We start from the raw sequence: 19,267 nt of genomic DNA on the forward strand, positions 1-19,267 counted from the left end.
CAACGGTTCGAGCTTCGGGCCCCGACGAGGGACCGAAGCACCAGAAGAAGAAGTCACGCAACAACTAACGATCAACTACTGGCGCAGGACACTAGCTGGTTCAGCCTGCTGCCTCGACTGGGGGCCGGTCGTCGATAACGATGCGGGTCGCCTCATGCTCGGTCTGCTCGCCTTCGGCACGCGTCTGACGCGGCCTTCCGTCGGCCTCGACCTGCCGCAGAGCGATGCCGATGCGGCTGTACACCTTGGCGGCGAGGCGCCGAGTTCCCGGTTCGGCGTCCTGATCGCGCTGGGTGCGCCATAGAGCGTCGAGGACGGCGATGAGCGTGCGGCCGGACAGGTCGGCGTCGACGAGGCAGTCGCGTTCCTCGACGGCCCCGGGGAGGCGGAAGTGCTGGCCGCGGCTGGATTGGGCGACGAGGAAGTCCCAGGTGTCGCGGTGGCAGGAGATTTCCGCGTAGGCGACGCCGGCCGCGAGGTCGAGGAGTTCATCGAAGTCGCCTGTATCGGCCTCGTTGGGGGCGGCTGGTTCCTCAGCCTGGTCAAGTTCGGCTTCCGCGTGCTGGGCTTCCGCGGCGTCTGCCCGCCAGCCTTCGACGGTAGCTTTCAGCTCGGCGATCTCGCGGAGGATGCGATCGTCGTTGCGGCCGTCGACCGCCGCTCGTGTGGCGTCAGCGCTGCTGCGAAGCCTGTCGATGTCAGTCCGCAGTCCTTGCACTTCGAACGGTGTGGACAGGCGCACCGCCCCGGCGCGGGGCGCGCGGCGCGGCTCCGGCAGGAGCTGCCGCAGCTTGCCTACGGACAGATAAATGACGTCGCGCAATCGGGCCCCCAAGTCCGGTCGCTCGGCCCTGCTGTTACGCGGGAGCCGTCGCCCCCAGCATACGGGCCGCGAGGCACCGGACCGGCCTGAATTCGCTTGGAGGGCCGGTGGGTCGGGTGTCCCCCTGACGAAACCGTTCCTGGGGTTCCGCTAGAACGCGAAGACCGTGCCGTCCGCCATACGAGCCCGCAGTTCGCACGGGTTGCCGTAGGTCGCCGACCAGGGACGCGCCGGCCCTGCCGGACACCCCGTCACCGGTGATCGTGAGCGGGTTCCACTCTCGCGTACAGGGGCGGCCTTCCCGTGAGCCCGTCAGGCTCGTGAAGTCGCGGTCCGCCAGAAGGGTGTCTCGCCTGTACCGCCAGCAGACGAAAGATCCTGGGCGTCTGCGGATCCCTTGGCGGCGCCGATAATGGAGACTCGCTGGCTTGGCACACTATTTTGCGGTTTCACTGCATGCCCAGCAGATCGCGCACTTGTCGGCAAAGTAAAGGGATCGTCGCTGGTCAGGCAACGGATCAGGGCCGTGGTGGTCGGATTGTGGTCGTAAGGAATTTCCATTTCGCTTAGCAGCGATTCACAATGAAAATACCGCAACAATTCCACGTCGCCGTAGAAGGTGATCGTCATGCGCGCCCACGAAACTGTGGGGCGCGTCTACCGCCGGTGCGGCTGCCGCGACGAGCAGCGCCGCCAGCTCGGCACTCACTGCCCCCGGCTGATGTCCAATCCCGCCCACGGGACCTGGACCTTCGCCGTCGACCTTCCCGCCACCGAGCCCGGTGGGCACAACCGCACCGTGCGCCGCGGCGGCTTCCCCACCGAGGACGACGCCCGTACCGCCCTGCACCGCTACCGCGCCGGCCGCCGGAGCGGCGTCAGTGCCGACCCGAACCAGACCGTCGCCGACTACCTGGTCCAGTGGCTCGCGGCCAAGCGGCTGCGGCTCAAGCCCACCACATGGGTCCGCTACCGCGACTACGTCCACCACGACCTGATCCCGGCACTCGGACCGATCCGCCTGGACGAGCTCGCCTACGAGCACATCCACCACTTCGTACTGGCCCAGCTCGCCGCCGGGCGCGGACGTCCCACCGTGTGGCACATCCTCGCCACCCTCTCCAGCGCAATCGGCGACGCCGTCCACCAGCACCGACTCCCCGTGAACGTCGTCCGGCCCACCGTGATCCCCCGCCCGGCCTCCAGCGAGCGCACCATCTGGACTCCGGCCCAGGCCATCCGCTTCCTGCGCCACTGCCGCAGCAACGATCCGGACTTCGCCGACCTGATCGAGTTCCTCATCGGCACCGGTCTCCGCAAAGGCGAAGCCCTCGGCCTGCACTGGGACGACGTCCACCTCCAGGCCCACACCATCTACGTCCGCTGGACCCTCTCGGCGATCGACAACAACAAACTCACCCTGACCCGCCCGAAGACCCGCAAGAGCAGCGATTGGGTCGCCCTCTCACCCCGCATCCACGCCCTCCTCACCCACCGCAAAACCCAGGCCCCACACGCCCAGCGACCCGGGCGGCGGATTCGCCTTCCACCGCGAAGACGGACGCCCCCTACACCCGGAATACGTCCTCAACCACTTCCACTACCTCGCCCGCCAGGCAGGCGTCCCGCGCACCAGCGTCCACGACCTCCGCCACCTCGCCGCAACCCTGGCCCTGACCCACGGCGTCGAGCTGACCATCGTCTCGAAAACCCTGCGCCACTCCACGGTCTCCACCACAGCCAACGTCTACGGCCACCTCACCAAGCCCGCGGCCCGCCAAGCCGTCGACGCCATCGCCAAACAGCTCGACCGCGAGGAAAAGCGCTACGACCACCCAACGACCACCAGCCCACCCGCCCAGCGAAGCCGACCCCACAGCGACCAGTACACACAAGCAGCATGAGACAAAGTCAGGGCCAGAAGCGTGCCCGGAGCCGATCTACGACCACCCAACGACCACCAACGGAAAAGGCCGCCCCCGCCTTCCGGCGGAAACGGCCTCCGACCTGCAATAACACCGTCGGGACGACAGGATTTGAACCTGCGACCCCTTGACAGGCGAACGCCGAATTACCCGGGAATACGGCGCTTTCCGCAAGCGAAATACGTGCGGTAACACCTGAGTTGTGCGGGGTCGCGCACACCGTGTGGTCCCCAAATGGTCCCCACGATAATGCCTCCATAAGCCAGCTTCGCTTCCACTCCCACCATGCACCGCTTGGCCACATCCGACAAGAACCGCCAGAGGAAGGACGAAGTGCCAGAGAGACACCAGCTGCGGGAGTCCATGGATAGTCCGGGAACGCAGCTGCCCGCCGCGACCGCAACGCCCCCGCCCTCACCGAGCCGGGGGCCAGGCACCGTCCGAAGCCCGGAAGCGAACGCCTCCGAGACAAGAAGACGCGTCGACGCTCGTGTGGACAAGATCCTGAGCGAGAGGCTCAACAAGTACCCGTATGTCGCCTGAAGTGCAGCGATAAATATTCGAGCCCCACCGGCTGAGCCGTTGTCGGTGGAGACGGCTCTTCGGCATCTCGCCCGCCACCATGTGCCGGGTTATCCAACGCCTGGCTCGGCTGCTGTCCCTAGAACCGGCGTTTCCGCCGGGTCAGCTTCCTGTGGGTCCTGTTGCGCGACGGACGCCCCCCTGGCGCCGCGGACGTTCGTCACAGGCCGTGCACGGTCCGGAAGAACTGGTCGATCTCCCGGCGGCCCGGAGCCGGTTGAGCCAGGGCCTCGGAGCCGGGGGCCCGCATCCCGTCGAGGAGTACGCCGGTGTACCGGTCGGCCAAATCCGCCGCGGGGCTGCCGTCCTCCGTGTCGGTCAGGCGTGGCGGTATCGAGTTGAGCATCAGGACGACGTCGAAGGCGTTCACGTCGTCGCGCATGACTCCCGCCCGCTGCGTCCGGGCCACCAGATCCTCCAGAGCGGTGAGGAGCTCTGTGCGGATACCGGCGAGTTCGGGTCCCGGCTCTGTAGCGCGCCCCCGGGAGACGGGGAAGAGCTGGCCGCTGCGCAGTCGCGCCATGTGGCGTACCACTCGGGTGAAGGCGGTCCAAGAGCCCGGTTCCTCGGATAGCGCGCGCCGCACCTGGGCCAGGCTCTCCCGCATCACCTTGATCGCGATGCTTTCCACCAGGACCGTCTTGTTCGGGAAGTGCCGGTAGATGGTGCCCATGCCGAGGCCGGAGCGCCGGGCGACCTCGGCGATGGACGCCTGGTAGCCGAGGTCGGCGAAGACGTCCTGGGCGACTTGGAGGATCTGTTCGACGTTCTGGCGGGCGTCGGCCCGAAGCGGACGGTCGCCGGGGGGCTTGGTGGGACTCATTTGCCTCCGATGTTACCCTCCCATCACGTAACCGGAAATTGGATTTCCGGTTAGTGTCGCGCCCGAGGAGGCCCCACATGACCCTGTCAGCAGACCCCCATACCGATTTCCCCACCGACTTCCGTGGCCCGGTACTGAGGCCCGGCAACGGCAACCGGTACGACACGGCGCGCGCGCTGTATCAGGGCCGCGCCGCCGACAACGGCCCCGCGCTGATCGCGCGGTGCGCCGACGAGGACGACGTCGCGACCGTCCTGCGCTACGCCTCCGCCCGCGGCATTCCCGTGGCCGTGCGCGGCGGCGGTCACGGCTCGGACGGTCACGCGATGCCCGGCGGCGCACTGGTCGTCGACCTCTCGGCCATGAAGGCGATCACCGTCGATCCCGGCACCCGGGTGGTACGGGCCCAGCCGGGCGTCCTGCTCGGCGAGCTGGACGCCGCCACCCAGCAGCACGGTCTCGCCGTACCCGCCGGCACCGTCAGCACCACCGGCGTGGCCGGGCTGACCCTGGGCGGCGGCATCGGCCACCTGATGCGCCGCCACGGCGCCACTGTCGACAACCTGCTGGCCTGCGAGATGGTCACCGTCGACGGCCGCAAGGTCCGCGCCGGCGAAGCGGAGAACCCCGAACTGTTCTGGGCACTGCGCGGCGGGGGCGGCAACTTCGGCGTCGTCACCGCGTTCGAGTACCGCGCACATCCGGTCGGCCCCGATGTCGTGGCCGGACAGCTGATCTTCCCGTTCGACCAGGCGGCCGACGTCCTCGCCAAGCTCCCGGCGCATATGGCCACGGCCCCGCGCGAGCTGGGCCTGCTGGCCGCGATCGCCCCCGCACCCGCGCTGCCGATGCTGCCCGCGGAGGCACACGGCAAGCCGGTCCTGGTCCTCGTCCCGGTCCACAGCGGGGATCCGGCGGCGGCCGATGAGGTCATCGAGCCGCTCGCCGCGCTCGGCCGGCCGGTGGCCAACCTGGTCACGAAGATGCCGTGGCTGCAGGCGAACACCATGCTCGACGCCGTGGCCCCGTACGGCAAGCGCATGAACCTGCGCGGCGGCTACCTGCCGGAACTGTCCTCCGACGTCATCGGCACCCTCGTGGCGAACATCGCCGCCGCGCCGTCGAACCCCGGCGCCGCCGCCAACGTCAACCTCTGGTGCATGGGCGGGGCGATCTCCGACGACGTCGCTGAGGACGCCATGGCCTTCTCCCGCGAGGGTGCCGCCTGGCTGTGGGAGGCCGTCAGCATGTGGGACACGCCGGAACACGACCCGGAGCACGAGCAGTGGGCCACGGCCGTCAACGCGGCGCTGCGGCCCCATTCCCTGCCCAACGGCTACACCAACCTCACCGAGGACCTGGGCGAGGACTGGCGACGTGGCGTGCACGGCAGCGACACCAAGTATCAGCGACTGCGTGCGGTCAAGGCCGCCTGGGACCCGCACAACCTGCTCCGCTTCAACAAGAACATCGCTCCGGTAAGCGCCGAATGGGGAGGGAAGCGTTGACGGACACGTTCGACACGGACGTCCTGATCGTGGGCGCCGGACCCACCGGGCTCACCCTCGCCTGCGACCTGGCGCGGCGTGGTGTCGGCTGCCGCATCGTGGAGCGCGGCGGACGGGGACTACCGGGCACCCGCGGCGCGGGCATCCAGCCGCGCACCAGGGAGATCTTCGAGGACCTCGGTGTCCTCGACGCCGTACACGCCGCCGGCGGCACCTACCCCCTGATCATGCGCTGGGACGGCAACACGCAGCTCGGCACCTTCGACATGCTGGAACGCCACGACCCGATGCCGGACCGGCCGTACGGGGAGATGTGGATGCTGCCCCAATGGCGCACGGTGGAGATCCTCACCACGCGCCTTGAACAACTCGGCGGCCGGGTCGAGTTCGGCAGTGAACTGACCACCCTCACCCAGGACACGGATGCGGTTACCGCCGCGGTACGACGCCCCGGCGGAGCGGAGGACCTGATCCGGGCCCGCTACCTCGTGGCCGCCGACGGCGGACGCTCCACCGTGCGCAAGTCCCTCGACGTGGGCTTCGACGGTGCCATGCTCGACTCCCCGCCGATGCTCATCGGCGACGCAATGATCGACGGCCTCAGCCGCGGCCACTGGAACGTCTGGCCGACGGCCCCGGGCGGCATGGTGTCCCTGAGTCCGATCAAAGGAGCCGAGACCTTCTACTTCCTGTTGCTCTTCACCGCCCCCGACGCGCAGCCGGACGCCGACCGCGACGCCCGCCCCGACGCGCTGCAACACCTTCTCCGGCACCGCACAGGACACGACCTGACGATCCGCGAGATCCGCTGGTCCTCTGTCCTGCGCCCCCGGGCTGCGATGGCCGACCGCTTCCGCGTCAGCCGTGTCTTCCTCGCGGGAGACGCGGCGCACACCCACTCACCCACAGGCGGGCAGGGCCTGAACACCAGCGTGCAGGACGCCTACAACCTCGGCTGGAAACTCGGGGCGGTCCTGCTCCACGGCGCCCCGCCGACCCTTCTGGACAGCTACGAGGCCGAACGCCGGAAGGTCGCCGCCGACCTGCTGGAGCGGACCACCCGGATCCTGGGCGAGGACCGGAAGGACACCAATATGGGCTTCTCGCAGCGAGGAGGCGACACCCACCAACTCGATCTGCACTACCGCGACAGCCCCTTGGCCGAGGAGCGGCGGGAGGCTCCGGCCGACGACGCCCTGCAAGCGGGCGACCGGGCGCCAGACGCCCCCTGCACGGACCGGGCAGGCTCCCCCGTACGCCTCTTCGACGTCTTCCGCGGCCCGCACTTCACCGTGCTGGCCTTCGGCGACAGCCCCATGCCACAGTTCCCCGAGGGAGCCGAAGGTACGGTCCACGCCTACCGGGTGAGCGATGCCACGGCGCATATCCGAACCGCCGACATCATCGACACCGCAGGACACGCGCACAGGGCGTACGCCGACACTGGGCTGTTCCTCGTCCGGCCCGACGGATACATCGCGCTGGCCACCCACGATCCGGCCGAGGTGACCGCGTACCTGTCGTGGCTCACCGCACGCGCGTGTACATGCCCACCCCGTTCATAAACGTCGACGTGGCCCGGTCGCGCACTACGAGGACGTCCAGGTGCGCCGCCGTCTCGTTGATGGCGAGCATCTGGTTGAAAGCGCTGAGCTCGCCGAGGGGCACCTCCCGGCGCGTCCAGCTCAGCTTGCGTGCGACGGCATGAGCGTCCAGCGTGCTCTCTCCCAGGGCCGACAGGCTCTTACCCAGCCGGTTGTCGTGGTGTGCGAGAAGCTCGGCGACCCGGTCGTGCGCACTGGGGGCCACCGGTCCGTGCGCGGGGAGCAGCCGCGTGTCGGCGTAACGGGTCATGAGCCGCAGCGAGTCCATGTAGTCGGCGAGTGGCAGGCCGCCGGGTTCGGCCAGTTCGAAGCCGATGGACGGGGTGATGTGGGGCAGGACGTGGTCACCGGAGAACAGCAGCCCGCGCTGCTCGTCCAGGTAGACCACGTGTCCCCTGGTGTGTCCGGGAGTCGGGAGGACTTGCAGCTCGCTGTCGCCGAAGCGGAGGGTCTCTGCGCCGAGCCAGCGGTCGGGGGCTTCCCACACGCTTGGGTCGTATCCGCTGTGGTCCATGGCCTGGATGTGGTCGGCCAGTTCGCCGGCGCCTGCACGCCGCAATGTCTCGAGCGCGGATACCGGTTCGCCGCTGCGCCGCCGGTCCATCATTTCCAGCCCGGGGCGCTCCCCCGCACCGAGGTAGACATGTGAGCCGAGCAGTCGGCGCAGTTCCACCGCCTGCGTGTAGTGGTCGCGGTGGATATGGGTGACCAGGATGTGGCTGATGTCGCCGAGGTCGCGGCCGATGGCGCTCATGGCCTCCTCAAGCGTCTTGCGCGCCTCGGGGATCGCCCAACCCCCGTCGATCATGACGAGGCCGCCGTCGTCGGTCAGGTCCTCCAGTAGATAGACGTTGACGGCGTGTAGATGGTCGTTGGGCAGTGGCAGGGGAACGCGGTGTACCCCGGGCTGTATGGTCTGGACTCCTGTTTCGGCCCATGGGCCCTGGTCGAACCGCGTCGTCATGACTCTCCCTTGCTGAGGTAGCGCTGTAATCACGCCTGTGCAGGCTGGCCAGCCCTGCGCATGAGGCCGGATGGCGGTCCAGTCAGCCAGGAGGCGCACAAGGCGCCCGCCGCCGGCTTCATGCGGGCGAGGGATGCGCGCAAACGCCTCGACAGGGCCCTTTCAGATGGCGGCCGCAGTGTTCCGGTGGCTTGTCAGCGGCTGCGCCGGCGAACCGAGCATTAGATTTGAATTCAATTCAACACTACCCCGGCCGAACGCTCGTGCCAAGAGCCGGTCGCCGACCGCATGCGGGATCGCTACTCGGAGCAGCCAGAGGGCAGGACAAAGCCCCCTGGCAGACGCTCGTACGTCCGCCAGGGGGCCAGGAAGCCTACGGGAGAGAAGCAGGCCGTCAGGTGGCGACCATTCGCACGCATGCCTCCTCGATTAGTTCGCTGACCTCTGACAGAGACGTCGTCCCCGACGGCCGGTACCACCGCCACACGCTGACGATGAGGCCGAGCACGCTCGAGGCGAGCAGCTGCGCATCCCGCAGCGGAAACGTCCCCTGGGACATGCCCCGCACGAGAAGGTTCACCCAGTCCCGCTCGACCAGCTGGACCAGATGCCGTGCCGCCATGCGCTCCGTCTCCTCGCGCGTGGACTTGCGTGTACCGGAGAGCAGCTCGATGTGGTTCTGAAGGATGCGCATCTGCAGGACCTCGAAGTCGGATACGTCGCACGCCGTATGGACCGCGGCCCGCAGCGCCTCGACCGGGTCGGCAACGCCTTCAGTCGCCTCGGTGAACTTGTCGTGGGAGCGCTGGAGCTCCAGCCGCATGATGGTGAGCAGGCAGTGGGTCTTGGATTCGAAGTAGTGGTACAGGGCTGTCTGACCGATGCCCACCCGCTCCGCCACGGTGGACCACTTGGTGGCCTCGAAACCGGTCTCGCCGAAGCAGTCGACGGCAGCCGTGAGGATCGCCGCACGCTTGGACCTCGGGCCCGCTTCCGGTTCAACGATCCTCGTCATGGCCCCTCTCTCCTGCTGTCACCTGCCGGTCCCCGAGGGTAGACCCAAGCTGAACTCGGTTGTCGATCGAGTTGATCACAGGCGTTCCACGACCGTCGCGTTCGCCATGCCGCCGCCTTCGCACATGGTCTGCAGACCGTAGCGCCCGCCGGTCCTGTGCAGCTGGTGGACGAGTGTGGTCATGAGCCGGGCCCCCGTGGCGCCGAGCGGATGCCCGAGCGCGATGGCGCCGCCGAAGGCGTTGACCTGCTCCTGAGCGGCGCCAGTCTCCTTCTGCCAGGCGAGAACGACGGAGGCGAAGGCTTCGTTGATCTCGATCAGGTCGATCTCGTCGATCGACAGCCCAGCCTTGCCCAGGACTTTTTCCGTGGCGGGGATGGGACCGGTCAGCATGTGGATCGGATCGGAACCGACCACGGCCATGGTGTGCACACGGGCCAGCGGGGTCAGCCCGTGGCGGCGCACCGCCTCCCCGGACGCGATCAGCAGGGCGGCGGCGCCGTCGGAAATCTGGCTGGAGACGGCGGCGGTCAGCCGGCCGTCCTCAGTGAGGGTCTTGAGGCCGGCCATCTTCTCCAGCGTGGTGTCGGCGCGCGGACCCTCATCCGCGGTGAGCCCGAAGGCCGGGGTGATCTCCTGATCGAAGGCCCCGTCGGCCTGGGCGGCGAGGGCCCGCTGGTGGCTGGTGAGCGCGAACCGCTCCATATCCTCGCGCGAGACCGCCCATTTGTCGGCGATCAGCTCGGCCCCGCGGAACTGCGAGACCTCCTGGCTCCCGAAGTGCTCGCGCCAGCCGTCCCCCGCGTACGGGCTGCCCATACCGGCCTGTTCGCCGACGAACATGGGACTGGCGATGGGCACCAGGCTCATCACCTCCACCCCGCCCGCGACCACCAGGTCGGCCGCTCCGGACCCGACCGCCTGGGCAGCGAAGTGCACGGCCTGCTGGGACGATCCGCACTGGCGGTCGACGGTGGTACCGGGGACGTGCTGCGGCAGCCCCGCCGACAGCCACGCGGTACGTGCGATGTTCCCGGTCTGGGCGCCGATCTGACTCACGCACCCGAAGTACACGTCGTCGACAGCACTCGGATCGACACCGGCGCGCTCCAGCAGGGCGCGCAGCACGTGCGCGCCGAGATCAGCCGGGTGCACACCGCTGAGCGCGCCCTTGCGGCGACCGACGGGGGTACGGACGGCTGAGACGATGAATGCCTCGGACACGATGGGCTCCATGAGTTCGGGGTACGAGGGTTCAGATGCGGGGCGGGAGGCGTGAGAGTCGGGCGCCCGCTGCCGAAAAAGCCCTCCACGACCTCTCGGCCCGCAGCCGGGGCCGGCGCACGGGCCACGCGGTCCAGCCGCGGGCCAGGGTCGAACGTCAGGCGGGAGGACATGAGCCGCCGGGGGCGCGCGATGACGGTGATAGGTCCGCGACGCAGGGCCTCAGCGATGCGCGCGACCTCGGTGATTGGCCGATCGGCCGGGACGACCCGGCTCACCAATCCGATCTCCGCGGCTTCCGCTGCCGGTCCCGCCATTGGCCAGCAGACGGTCCAGGATCGCTGGAGCCTGGTGCGGTTGTTGAGTTGAGTTCAATTCAAAATTCTAGCATAGAAGTCCGTGCAGGCAAGAGCCCTGCAGGAGTTTTTCGGCCGGGTGCGGGCGGGCCAGGAGCGGTGCACCACGCGGACAAGTGGATCCAGTGCGCCCCGGCTCCGGAGCCGTGCGGAAGGTGTCCGGCCACCGCCTCGGGAAGCGCACGACTCGGGGCGACCGAGATCGCCTTCCTCACCAGATCCGTTACATGACTCCCCGACCGCACTCGGCTCCCCGACCTGACGTCGCCCAACTCTCCGGGACCGAAGCCCTGAGTTGCGACACATGTCCGCCGCCCTGCACCCCCGCCCGCAGGGCGAGTACCCGTTCTGTCGTGCCCGCGCTCCTGGGCCGGGCGACGTCGACGGTTGAGCGTCAGACGCCAAGCTTCGCGACAGCCATCTGACGTTCGACGAAAAAGTCCTCGACCTGTCGCAGCGACACCGTGCCTCCCGGCCGGTACCAGTGCCAGACACTGGTGTTCATTCCCAGCAGCGCTCGCGCGAGCATCGCGGGGTCGGCCTCCGGGATCATCCCCTGCTCCATCCCGCGCACAAGATAGGCCGCCCAAGCGAATTCGAGCTCGCGCAGGCGTTCACGGGCCAGCATCCGCGCCGACTCCTCCGACTCGGACTTGCGCCGGATGGCCGCACGCCCCTGCTCCGCGACGAGGATCCGCATACGCGCCACCTCATGGCCGCTGAGCCGGAACCCGGCACGCAGGGCCTCGCTCAACCCCGTGTCGAAGTCCTGCGCGTTCTTCGTGACGCGCTCAAACTCTTCGCGGTGGCCCTGGAGAGCTTCGGCCAAGATCACAAAGAGGCAGTGCACCTTTGACTCGAAGTAGTAGTACAACGCGGTCGGACCGATGCCCACCGCGTGGGCGACGTCGGCCCACTTACTGTCCTCGTAGCCGTCCCGAGCGAAGACCTCGATCGCTTTCGCGATGATGACCTCTCGTCTACCCCCAGACGACACTCGCTCCCCCGGACGCTCGCCCGCCCTGGCTGAGGACGTTCCCGCCTTCGACATGATGCTCCAGACAACTCGGCTTCTTGCCACAATACTAACTTGACATCAGTTGAGCTTGCCCCCGGTCGCACATCTTCCGAAAATAACTATGCCCCGATGAAGTAAACTGAAGTGACTTCTGTTTATGATGGATCACTACATCAAACGAGGAGCATGAGGTTGACCGGAACGCGTGACGCCTTCTTCGAGGACTTCACCGAAGGACTCGTGATCGAAACACTCCGCCGGACCATCACAGAACCCGATCTCGTCGGCTTTGTGCAGATCGCTGGCCTTTTCGAAGAGATCTGGCTCGATGCGGGCAAGTCAGCGCGGATCGGACTCGGAGGCCGTGCAGTGCCGGGCGGGCTCACCTTCGTGATCTCCGAGGGACTGCTGGTGCTGACCGGTTCCATGGGCAACGCCGTGGGCATGCTCGGCATCGACAATCTGCGCTGGCGCCACCCGGTCTGCGTCGGCGACACCGTGCACGGGCGCAGCAAGGTCGCCGAAGCGCGCCGTAGCTCGTCGAAACCCGACCGCGGTGTGGTCAGCATCACCCACGAGCTGCTCAATCAGGACAATGAAGTGGTCCTGAGCTACTCCAGCACCCGGCTTATCGCGGCCCGCGGAACGGAGAAGTGCGCATGACGACCACCCGGCCGCACTGGATCATCATCCCCGGCGCCGGCGGCATCGGCCTGACCTGGAAAGCGATCGCTGAGAAGCTCGACGCGATGATCACCCCGATCCCGTTCGCGGACTCGGTCACCGAGATCGCCGAAGGCATCGCAGCACAACTGTCCGAACACGACGGCCCGCACTACATCATCGGCGCCAGCTCGGGAGCGATGGTCGCGCTGGAACTCGCTCAGCTCTCCCCCGTGGATGGATGCCTGTTCACCGCGAGCGGCTTCGGCATCGAGGTCAGTGACCGTCTCCTGCGCTGGCTGGCGGACGATCCACCCGGTATCCACACCAAGATCGCGAAGATCGGCCTCGCCGACGACGGAGCCGACAGGAACAAACTCGACGCGGTCGTCGCCGACTATGACGCCTGTGGCGCCGAACTCCATGTCAGCCAGCTCTCGGCGATCGCCCGCTACCGTCCCGACAGCGGCGTGCGGCGTCCGTTCTCCATCGTTCTCTGGGGCGACCACGACAGGTCCATCCCATTCGAGGCGCACCGCGTGCTCGCGCTGGAATGCGACGGCGCACTGGTGCCGCTCGAGAACTGCGGCCATCTCGTGCACGTCGACCGGCCCGACGCGGTGGTGACCTGGGCACGTCGCCTCGAAGCTCTGACCACCCGCTGAGCGACGCCGGACACGGCGGCGCCGCTCAGCGGGTGGCAAGGCCGCCGTTGCGGACGCCCCGGGGCGAGCACACCCGCACGTGCTCGATCCGGGTCCCCCGCGCATCGGTCGACGATTCGAGTCCACTCATCGAGTGGCTGACGGGGCCGTCCGATCCGCGTGGTTCGCGCTGTCCGCGATCCGGCGGCGGATCTCAGCCCGGTGGAACTTGCCGACATCGGTTCGGGGCAACTCATCGAGGAGTACCAGTCGTTCCGGCAGTTCCTGTTTGGGAAGTCCCTGCTCGATGAGGAACCGGCACAGTTCATCGAGGGAAGGTGCGGCGCTCCCGCCACACAGGACGGCGACCGCGGTCGCCGTCTCCCCCAGTCGGGGATGTGACTCCCCCACCACCACGACGGTGTCCACGGACGGATGCCGGGACAGCAAGCGCTCCAGCTCGAGCGGGTCGATCTGCAGCCCTCCTCGCCGAATGATGTCCTTCGTCCGGCCGCTCCAGGTGAGATAGCCAGTGCTGTCGAGGAACATGGTGTCGCCGGTGTCGTAGAACCCGTCGTCGTCGACGGCGGCGGCAGTCACCTCCGGCTGGCCCGCATACCCGAGGAACAGGTTCGGCCCCCGGCACCGATAGCTGCCCGGAGTTCCTTGCGGCACCTCCTGCGCCGTCTGAGGATCAAGGAGCTTTCCGTCCATGCCCGCGAAGGGGATACCGTCGTGCGACAGCCGGTATTCAGAGGGCTCGGTGAGTCTGCCGAGGGCGTGCCCTGGCACCTCGCCACATCCGTAGTTCCGAATGATCGGCACCTTCAGCGAGCGTTCCGCACGCAGGAAGAGTTCCGCACCCGCGGCACCCGAGGTGACGATACGGATCGAAGCGAGCAAATCGGCCGCACCCTCGACACCGAGCAGGTCGTAGACGTGCGTTCCCATGGTCTTGAGCACCGTTCCCTGCCAGCGGGCTATCTTCTCGGCCGCGTCGGCGGCGCGCCAGCGGCCCACCGGCAGCATCGACGCGCCGTGCATCAGGGGAAGGTAGATGTCGAACAGCGAGCCGCCGGCGTGACCGTAGGGAGCGATCGAGACGAAAACGTCCCGCTCGGTGAAGTCGAGCGCCTCGGCCATCTTCCGCGTGGCGTACACGAGCGCGTTGGAGCAGTGGACGATGCTCTTCGGTGAACCCGTGGTGCCTCCGGTCGACAGCACGAGACAGGGATCGCCGCCGCCGACCGCAACGGGTGACGCGATCGGCCCGTCCACCGAAACCGCCTCGAAAACAGGGATGTCGGGGGATTCGGTGTCTCCGCACTCGCCCTGGACCATCGCGACGCGCCCGGGCACATTCAGATGTTCTCTCCAGAGCGTCCGCCACTCTTCTTGCTCCAGCTTGTCGCCCATGAGCACGACACCGCGAACGTCGAATTGGTCGAGCAGACGCTCGACCAACGCAGGCACCACCGTCGGTGCCCTCGGCACGAACACCCAACCGCCGATGGACGCCGCCAACTCCATCACCACGCCCTGCCATGAGTTGGGCAGCACGGCCAGCACGGCCTTCCCCGGCTCGACGCCGTCGGCAAGGAGGCGCCCCGCGATCCTGCGGGCGCGGCCCCAGAGCTGCCCATAGGTGAGCTCGAGCGTGCCGACGACGGCCGCGCGCTCCGGGTGTGCCGAGGCCCAGTACTCCACGAGATGGGCGAGGTTCAGATCCTCCCAGTAGCCCTGCTCCCTGTAGTGCCGCTGGAGCTCGGCCGGAAGAAGCGGATGTGCCGCACCGGCCGTACGTTTGCTGTTTGCAGGCGTCACGTGCATCCTCCTCGCCTCACCATTTTCCAAGACGTCGCACCCGCCGAGCAAGCGACCGTGAATGTGACGAGCATCGGAGCACCGTGAGGTAAATTATGTGAACTCGGATCGGACATCGATAAGACTGCGAATTCGGGCAGCCTCATTCAATTAAACTGAGGTCGGTTCAATAATTTGAGTTGCGAACACCTGTAAGGACTGTGCCTGCAACACTGGCAATGGCCGGCCTGGCCAGGAAGCGTTTTCCGGAACAGTCAGGAATCCGGCGGGCCCAACGAGCCGGCAGTGAGGCTATTGCGGCCACCGTCGACCACGATCGCCTCTCCCGTGACGAACGACGCGGCCGAGGAGGCGAGGAACAGGACAACCTCGGCGACCTCGGCCGGCGCCCCCAGCCGACCCAGCGGGGTTAACCGGGTGACTTCATCGCTGACGCGCTGGGGAACCTGCGTCGCCATCGGCGTGGCGATCCCGCCGGGAACCACACTGTTGACCCGGATGCGATGGGTACCCAGCTCATGCGCAATCGCCCGGGTCATCGTCAGCAGAGCCCCCTTGGCGAGGCTGTACACGGGGGCCGCGGGGTGACCGAAGAGCCCGTCCACCGACGCGTTGTTGATCACCGAGGCGCTCGGCGCAGCCCGCATTCTCGGCAGCAGCTCACGGATCAGCAGGAACGCACTGTCCAGGTTCACCGCCAGCATGCGCCGCCAGTGCTCCATGTCCGCGGCCTCGACGGACACGGCCTCGAAGAGCCCTGCATTGTTGAACAGGGCATCTATCCGCGGAAAGCGCTCGGCGATCCCTCGGGCGACGCGAACCGCTTCCCCGGGCTGTGCGAGGTCGGCCTCGACCGCCTCGACGCTGAGCCCCTGGGCGACGAGCTCGTCGCCCAGGGCGCTGTTGGCGTCCGCGGCGACGTCGACAGCCACGACGTGCGCGCCCTCCGCTGCGAACCGCTCGACGCTGGACCGGCCGATGCCGGAGGCGGACCCAGTGACGACCACGACCTGGCCGTGGAACCGGTCATTCATCGCAGTGACCACTGGATGTGTTGCGGCTCAAGGAACTCCCGCACGCCCCACTCACCGTACTCCCGGCCGATCCCGCTGCCCTTGAAACCGCCGAAGGGGGCGTCCAGCCGGAACCCCCCACCGCCGTTGACATAGACAGTGCCCGCCCGCAGCCGCTTCGCGACGCCGATGCCCTCGGCGGTCGTGGCCGAGAAGACATCGGCAGCGAGACCGTAGGGGACGTCGTTCGCCAGCGCCACGGCGTCGTCGACGTCCTCGTAGGTCAGGAGCACACCGACCGGTCCGAAGATCTCCTCCTGCGCGATCGGCGCCCTCGGGTCGACGCCGTCCAGCAGGACGGGGTTCATGAACCAGCCCTTCTCGATCTCCGGACGGCCACCACCGGCGGCGACGACAGCGCCGTCCCGGACGGCCGCGTCGACCATGTCCTCGACCCGTTGCCGATGGTCCAGCCCTATGAGCGGACCAACGATCGTCTTCGGGTGCCACGGATCCCCGGTCCGGACCTTCGTGTAGGCAGCCGCACTCAGTTCGACGAACTCGTCGTGCTGGTCGCGGTGGACGAGCAGACGCGAAGGCGCAGCGCATGCCTGGCCTGCGTTCATGAGGTACTTCAGGTGCATGCGACGGACGAGCGGCGCCAGTTCCACACCGGGCAGCACGACGGTCGGCGTCTTGCCTCCCAGCTCCAGGGTCACGCCCTTCAGGCTGGGCGCGGCCTGCTGCATGATCTGCTCACCGACCTGGCGCGAGCCGGTGAAGCCGATCTTGTCGACCTCGGGGTGGCTCGTCAGCCTGCGCCCGACCGGCGGACCGCCGAGCACGATGTTGACCACGCCGGGTGGGAAGCCCGCGGCGGCGATCGACTCGGCGAGCATGAGCGTCGCCAGCGGGGCCCTGGGGCTGGGGGCGATCACCACGGTGCAGCCGGCGGCCAAGGCACCGCCCATCGTCCGCAGGGCGAGAACCAGCGGGTAGTTGTAGGCGGGGATGACCGCGACCACGCCGACCGGCTGGTAGTTGACCAGGCTGTCACTGGGCATCGGCCCGAGGTCGACTCCGAGCGGCTCGGTGCGGTCCACCGCGGCGAGATCGGCATAGGAGCGCAGGATGTCGAGCGGCATCTTGACCTGGCCGACCCGTGACTGGGCGATCGGCGTACCGCACTCATAGGTGATGGCTGCCGCCAGCTCCTCGGACCGAGCTTCGAGCTCGTCGGCGAGCCGATGCATCAGCCGGGCACGGCCGCGGGCGCCGAGCCCCGTCCAGGCACCGCTGTCGAACACCCGGCGCGCCGCCAGGACAGCACGGTCGACCTGCTCCACGTCGGCCTGCGGTACCGCCGCGAGCTCACGCTCCGTTGCCGGGTCGAACACCGTGACCGGGGCGTCGCGTCCCGGCTCGGGCTTACCGTCGATGAAGAGGTCAAGGGTCCAGGTAGGGCTGGGAGCGGCCGTGTGGCCGGTGGTCGTGCTGGTCATGGCCTTGCCTTCCGGTGCGGGGATGTCACTTCGCGACGTAGCCGCCGTCGACCGGCATGGCCACGCCGGTCACGAAGCGGGCATCGTCACTGGCCAGGAATGCCACGACGTCGGCCACCTCGCCCGGCTGCCCGAGCCTGCCCATGGGCACCTGGCGCTTGACGTAGCCGGGGATCTTCTCCTCGATGGCAGGGTTCTCCTCACGGGAGAAGAAGCGCGGCAGCATCGGCGTATCCATCATTCCCGGGCAAACAGCGTTGACCCGGACACCCTCGGACGCGAGCGTCAGCGCGAGCGACTGCATGAGCAATACGACGCCCCCCTTGGTCATTCCGTACAGCGGCGCACCCGGCGAACCGACGAGACCGCCGGTGGAGGCGTTGAAGATGACGGCGCCGCGGCCCTCGGCACGCCGGAGCGCCGGCAGTGCGTACATGGTCGCGAAGTACGCACCGCGCATGTTGATGTTGACGGCGCGATCCCACTCCTCCAGCGTGATCTCGATGCCCGCCGCGCCGGGGATGCCGGCGTTGTTGAAGAGGATGTCGAGGCGCCGGTGACGCTGGTCGATGTCCGCGAAGAGACCCTTCAGGCCATCGACGTCGGCCACGTCGACCTCCGCCACCTCAGCGCTGCCGCCGTCGGACTCGATCAGCTCGACCGTTTCGCGCGCCGACTCCTTGTTGATGTCGGCCACCACGACGGTGGCACCGTCCGCCGCAAGCCGCCGAGCACTGGCCTGGCCCATGCCGGACCCGCCAGCCGTCACGACCGCCACGCGATCCTGAAGTTTCATTTGGCACCTCCTCGTTCGCGCGCCTGCTCGCCGCGCACCGTCTCGGTCCTCCCGCACCCGCCACGCCCTCGCCCGGGTGACACATCTGAACCTTGATGAGTTGAGTTCAAATTAGTAGCCCGGGGTTATAGTACTGACACACGGCCGTAACGGAACCCCCCCTGTGCGCATTATTGAAGTCACTTCAAACAAGGAGTCATATGCGGGACCTGTTCGATCTCCATGACCACGTCGCTGTCGTGTCCGGCGGGCACGGCGCCATCGCCGAGGCGATGGCAGGCGCGCTCGCGGCCCGCGGTTGCCACCTCGTGCTCGGCGCCCGTCGCGTCGACCGCTGCGACGAGCTTGCCCGGCGGCTCACGCGCGAGCACGGGGTGACGGCGCTCGCTCACAGTCTGGATGTGAGCGACGAGAAAAGCGTGCAGTCGTTCGTGACCGCCGCGCTCGAGGTGACAGGCCGCATCGACGTAGCCGTCAACAGCGCCGCCATCTTCTGGGCGGCGCCCCCCGAGGAGGTGCCGATCGAGCGTGGCTGGCGCCGGGTCATCGACGTCAACCTGACCGGCGCCTTCCTGCTCGCCCAAGCAGCCGGCCGGGTGATGCTCACCCAGGGCTGTGGCTCGATCATCAACGTGTCGTCATTCGGCGGCCTGACCACGTTGCTGCCCAGGGACGGGTCGACGATCAGTTACACCACGTCGAAGGGAGCCATGATCAGCCTGACCCGCGATCTCGCGGCACAATGGGCGCACAAGGGAGTCCGGGTCAACGCCCTGGCGCCGGGGTTCATCGCCACGGGCATGGCCGACACCATCGAAAAGGAACGGCTCGAGCGCTTGACCGCCGATATTCCTATGGGCCGGTTCGGGCAGCCTGAGGAACTCGCCGGCGCGGTGGTCTTCCTTGCCTCCAGAGCCTCCAGCTACGTCACCGGCGCCGTGCTCAGCGCCGACGGCGGCCGCGCGATCGTGTGAACGTGCGGC

17 protein-coding genes and 1 pseudogene are annotated in these 19,267 nt (G+C 68.0%); 7 read left to right on the forward strand and 11 right to left on the reverse strand.

Annotated elements, in window-relative coordinates; all coding sequences use genetic code 11:
- Positions 1-100: 100 nt before the first annotated feature.
- The gene (locus tag ACZ59A_RS44040; protein ID WP_470971274.1) at positions 101-823 is read right to left on the reverse strand and encodes a hypothetical protein; all 723 of its coding nucleotides are present in this window, start codon (positions 821-823) and stop codon (positions 101-103) included.
- 312 nt (positions 824-1,135) lie between these two features.
- On the reverse strand, positions 1,136-1,453 hold the full coding sequence (locus ACZ59A_RS44045; RefSeq protein WP_470971277.1) for a hypothetical protein: 318 nt from the start codon (positions 1,451-1,453) through the stop codon (positions 1,136-1,138).
- A 91-nt stretch (positions 1,454-1,544) separates the two neighbouring features.
- Here ACZ59A_RS44045 and ACZ59A_RS44050 point away from each other — a divergent pair.
- Positions 1,545-1,823 (forward strand): annotated as a pseudogene (locus ACZ59A_RS44050) (hypothetical protein); the annotation flags it as partial.
- Between the two features lie 451 nt (positions 1,824-2,274).
- Positions 2,275-2,727 (forward strand): tyrosine-type recombinase/integrase, encoded by a 453-nt coding sequence (locus ACZ59A_RS44055; protein ID WP_470971354.1) that lies wholly within the window; start codon positions 2,275-2,277, stop codon positions 2,725-2,727.
- A gap of 763 nt (positions 2,728-3,490) precedes the next feature.
- Here the strand turns inward: ACZ59A_RS44055 and ACZ59A_RS44060 are convergent.
- Positions 3,491-4,153: a TetR/AcrR family transcriptional regulator gene (locus ACZ59A_RS44060; RefSeq protein ID WP_470971279.1), complete on the reverse strand. Its 663-nt coding sequence runs from the start codon at positions 4,151-4,153 to the stop codon at positions 3,491-3,493.
- A 77-nt stretch (positions 4,154-4,230) separates the two neighbouring features.
- Here ACZ59A_RS44060 and ACZ59A_RS44065 point away from each other — a divergent pair, with 77 nt between their 5' ends.
- Together ACZ59A_RS44065 and ACZ59A_RS44070 are read left to right on the forward strand one after the other, a co-directional pair.
- Positions 4,231-5,661, forward strand: a complete 1,431-nt coding sequence (locus tag ACZ59A_RS44065; protein ID WP_470971282.1) for an FAD-binding oxidoreductase — start codon at positions 4,231-4,233, stop codon at positions 5,659-5,661.
- Positions 5,658-7,226, forward strand: a complete 1,569-nt coding sequence (locus ACZ59A_RS44070) for an FAD-dependent monooxygenase (protein WP_470971284.1) — start codon at positions 5,658-5,660, stop codon at positions 7,224-7,226. The genes ACZ59A_RS44065 and ACZ59A_RS44070 overlap by 4 nt, the downstream gene beginning before the upstream one ends.
- On the opposite strand, the gene ACZ59A_RS44075 is transcribed toward ACZ59A_RS44070, so the two are convergent.
- From ACZ59A_RS44075 to ACZ59A_RS44090, 4 genes are all read right to left on the reverse strand, one after another.
- Positions 7,189-8,229 carry an MBL fold metallo-hydrolase gene (locus ACZ59A_RS44075; protein ID WP_470971286.1) on the reverse strand — a complete coding sequence of 347 codons (1,041 nt, stop codon included), beginning with the start codon at positions 8,227-8,229 and terminating at the stop codon, positions 7,189-7,191. The two genes, ACZ59A_RS44070 and ACZ59A_RS44075, sit on opposite strands and share 38 nt — an antisense overlap.
- A 394-nt stretch (positions 8,230-8,623) precedes the next feature.
- Positions 8,624-9,244 (reverse strand): TetR/AcrR family transcriptional regulator, encoded by a 621-nt coding sequence (locus tag ACZ59A_RS44080; protein ID WP_470971289.1) that lies wholly within the window; start codon positions 9,242-9,244, stop codon positions 8,624-8,626.
- Positions 9,245-9,319: 75 nt separating this feature from the next.
- Positions 9,320-10,468 (reverse strand): acetyl-CoA C-acetyltransferase, encoded by a 1,149-nt coding sequence (locus ACZ59A_RS44085; protein WP_470971291.1) that lies wholly within the window; start codon positions 10,466-10,468, stop codon positions 9,320-9,322.
- A 750-nt stretch (positions 10,469-11,218) separates the two neighbouring features.
- Entirely contained in the window at positions 11,219-11,875 is a 657-nt protein-coding gene (locus ACZ59A_RS44090) for a TetR/AcrR family transcriptional regulator (protein WP_470971294.1), read from the reverse strand.
- Positions 11,876-12,034: 159 nt separating this feature from the next.
- Here ACZ59A_RS44090 and ACZ59A_RS44095 point away from each other — a divergent pair, with 159 nt between their 5' ends.
- Positions 12,035-12,505, forward strand: a complete 471-nt coding sequence (locus ACZ59A_RS44095) for a MaoC family dehydratase (RefSeq protein WP_470971296.1) — start codon at positions 12,035-12,037, stop codon at positions 12,503-12,505.
- The gene (locus ACZ59A_RS44100; protein ID WP_470971298.1) at positions 12,502-13,170 is read left to right on the forward strand and encodes an alpha/beta hydrolase; all 669 of its coding nucleotides are present in this window, start codon (positions 12,502-12,504) and stop codon (positions 13,168-13,170) included. Before ACZ59A_RS44095 ends, ACZ59A_RS44100 begins: the two co-directional genes overlap by 4 nt.
- A gap of 126 nt (positions 13,171-13,296) precedes the next feature.
- Here the strand turns inward: ACZ59A_RS44100 and ACZ59A_RS44105 are convergent, their stop codons facing one another.
- From ACZ59A_RS44105 to ACZ59A_RS44120, 4 genes are all read right to left on the reverse strand, one after another.
- Positions 13,297-14,973 carry a class I adenylate-forming enzyme family protein gene (locus ACZ59A_RS44105; RefSeq protein ID WP_470971301.1) on the reverse strand — a complete coding sequence of 559 codons (1,677 nt, stop codon included), beginning with the start codon at positions 14,971-14,973 and terminating at the stop codon, positions 13,297-13,299.
- A gap of 254 nt (positions 14,974-15,227) precedes the next feature.
- Positions 15,228-16,007, reverse strand: coding sequence for an SDR family NAD(P)-dependent oxidoreductase (locus ACZ59A_RS44110; RefSeq protein ID WP_470971302.1), 780 nt, complete (start codon positions 16,005-16,007; stop codon positions 15,228-15,230).
- Positions 16,004-17,488 (reverse strand): aldehyde dehydrogenase family protein, encoded by a 1,485-nt coding sequence (locus tag ACZ59A_RS44115; RefSeq protein ID WP_470971304.1) that lies wholly within the window; start codon positions 17,486-17,488, stop codon positions 16,004-16,006. The genes ACZ59A_RS44110 and ACZ59A_RS44115 overlap by 4 nt, the downstream gene beginning before the upstream one ends.
- A 25-nt stretch (positions 17,489-17,513) precedes the next feature.
- The gene (locus ACZ59A_RS44120) at positions 17,514-18,284 is read right to left on the reverse strand and encodes an SDR family NAD(P)-dependent oxidoreductase (RefSeq protein WP_470971307.1); all 771 of its coding nucleotides are present in this window, start codon (positions 18,282-18,284) and stop codon (positions 17,514-17,516) included.
- A gap of 200 nt (positions 18,285-18,484) precedes the next feature.
- Here ACZ59A_RS44120 and ACZ59A_RS44125 point away from each other — a divergent pair, with 200 nt between their 5' ends.
- Entirely contained in the window at positions 18,485-19,258 is a 774-nt protein-coding gene (locus ACZ59A_RS44125) for an SDR family NAD(P)-dependent oxidoreductase (protein WP_470971310.1), read from the forward strand.
- Positions 19,259-19,267: the final 9 nt, after the last annotated feature.

The sequence above is a fragment of the Streptomyces sp. NPDC040405 genome, assembly GCF_055595765.1.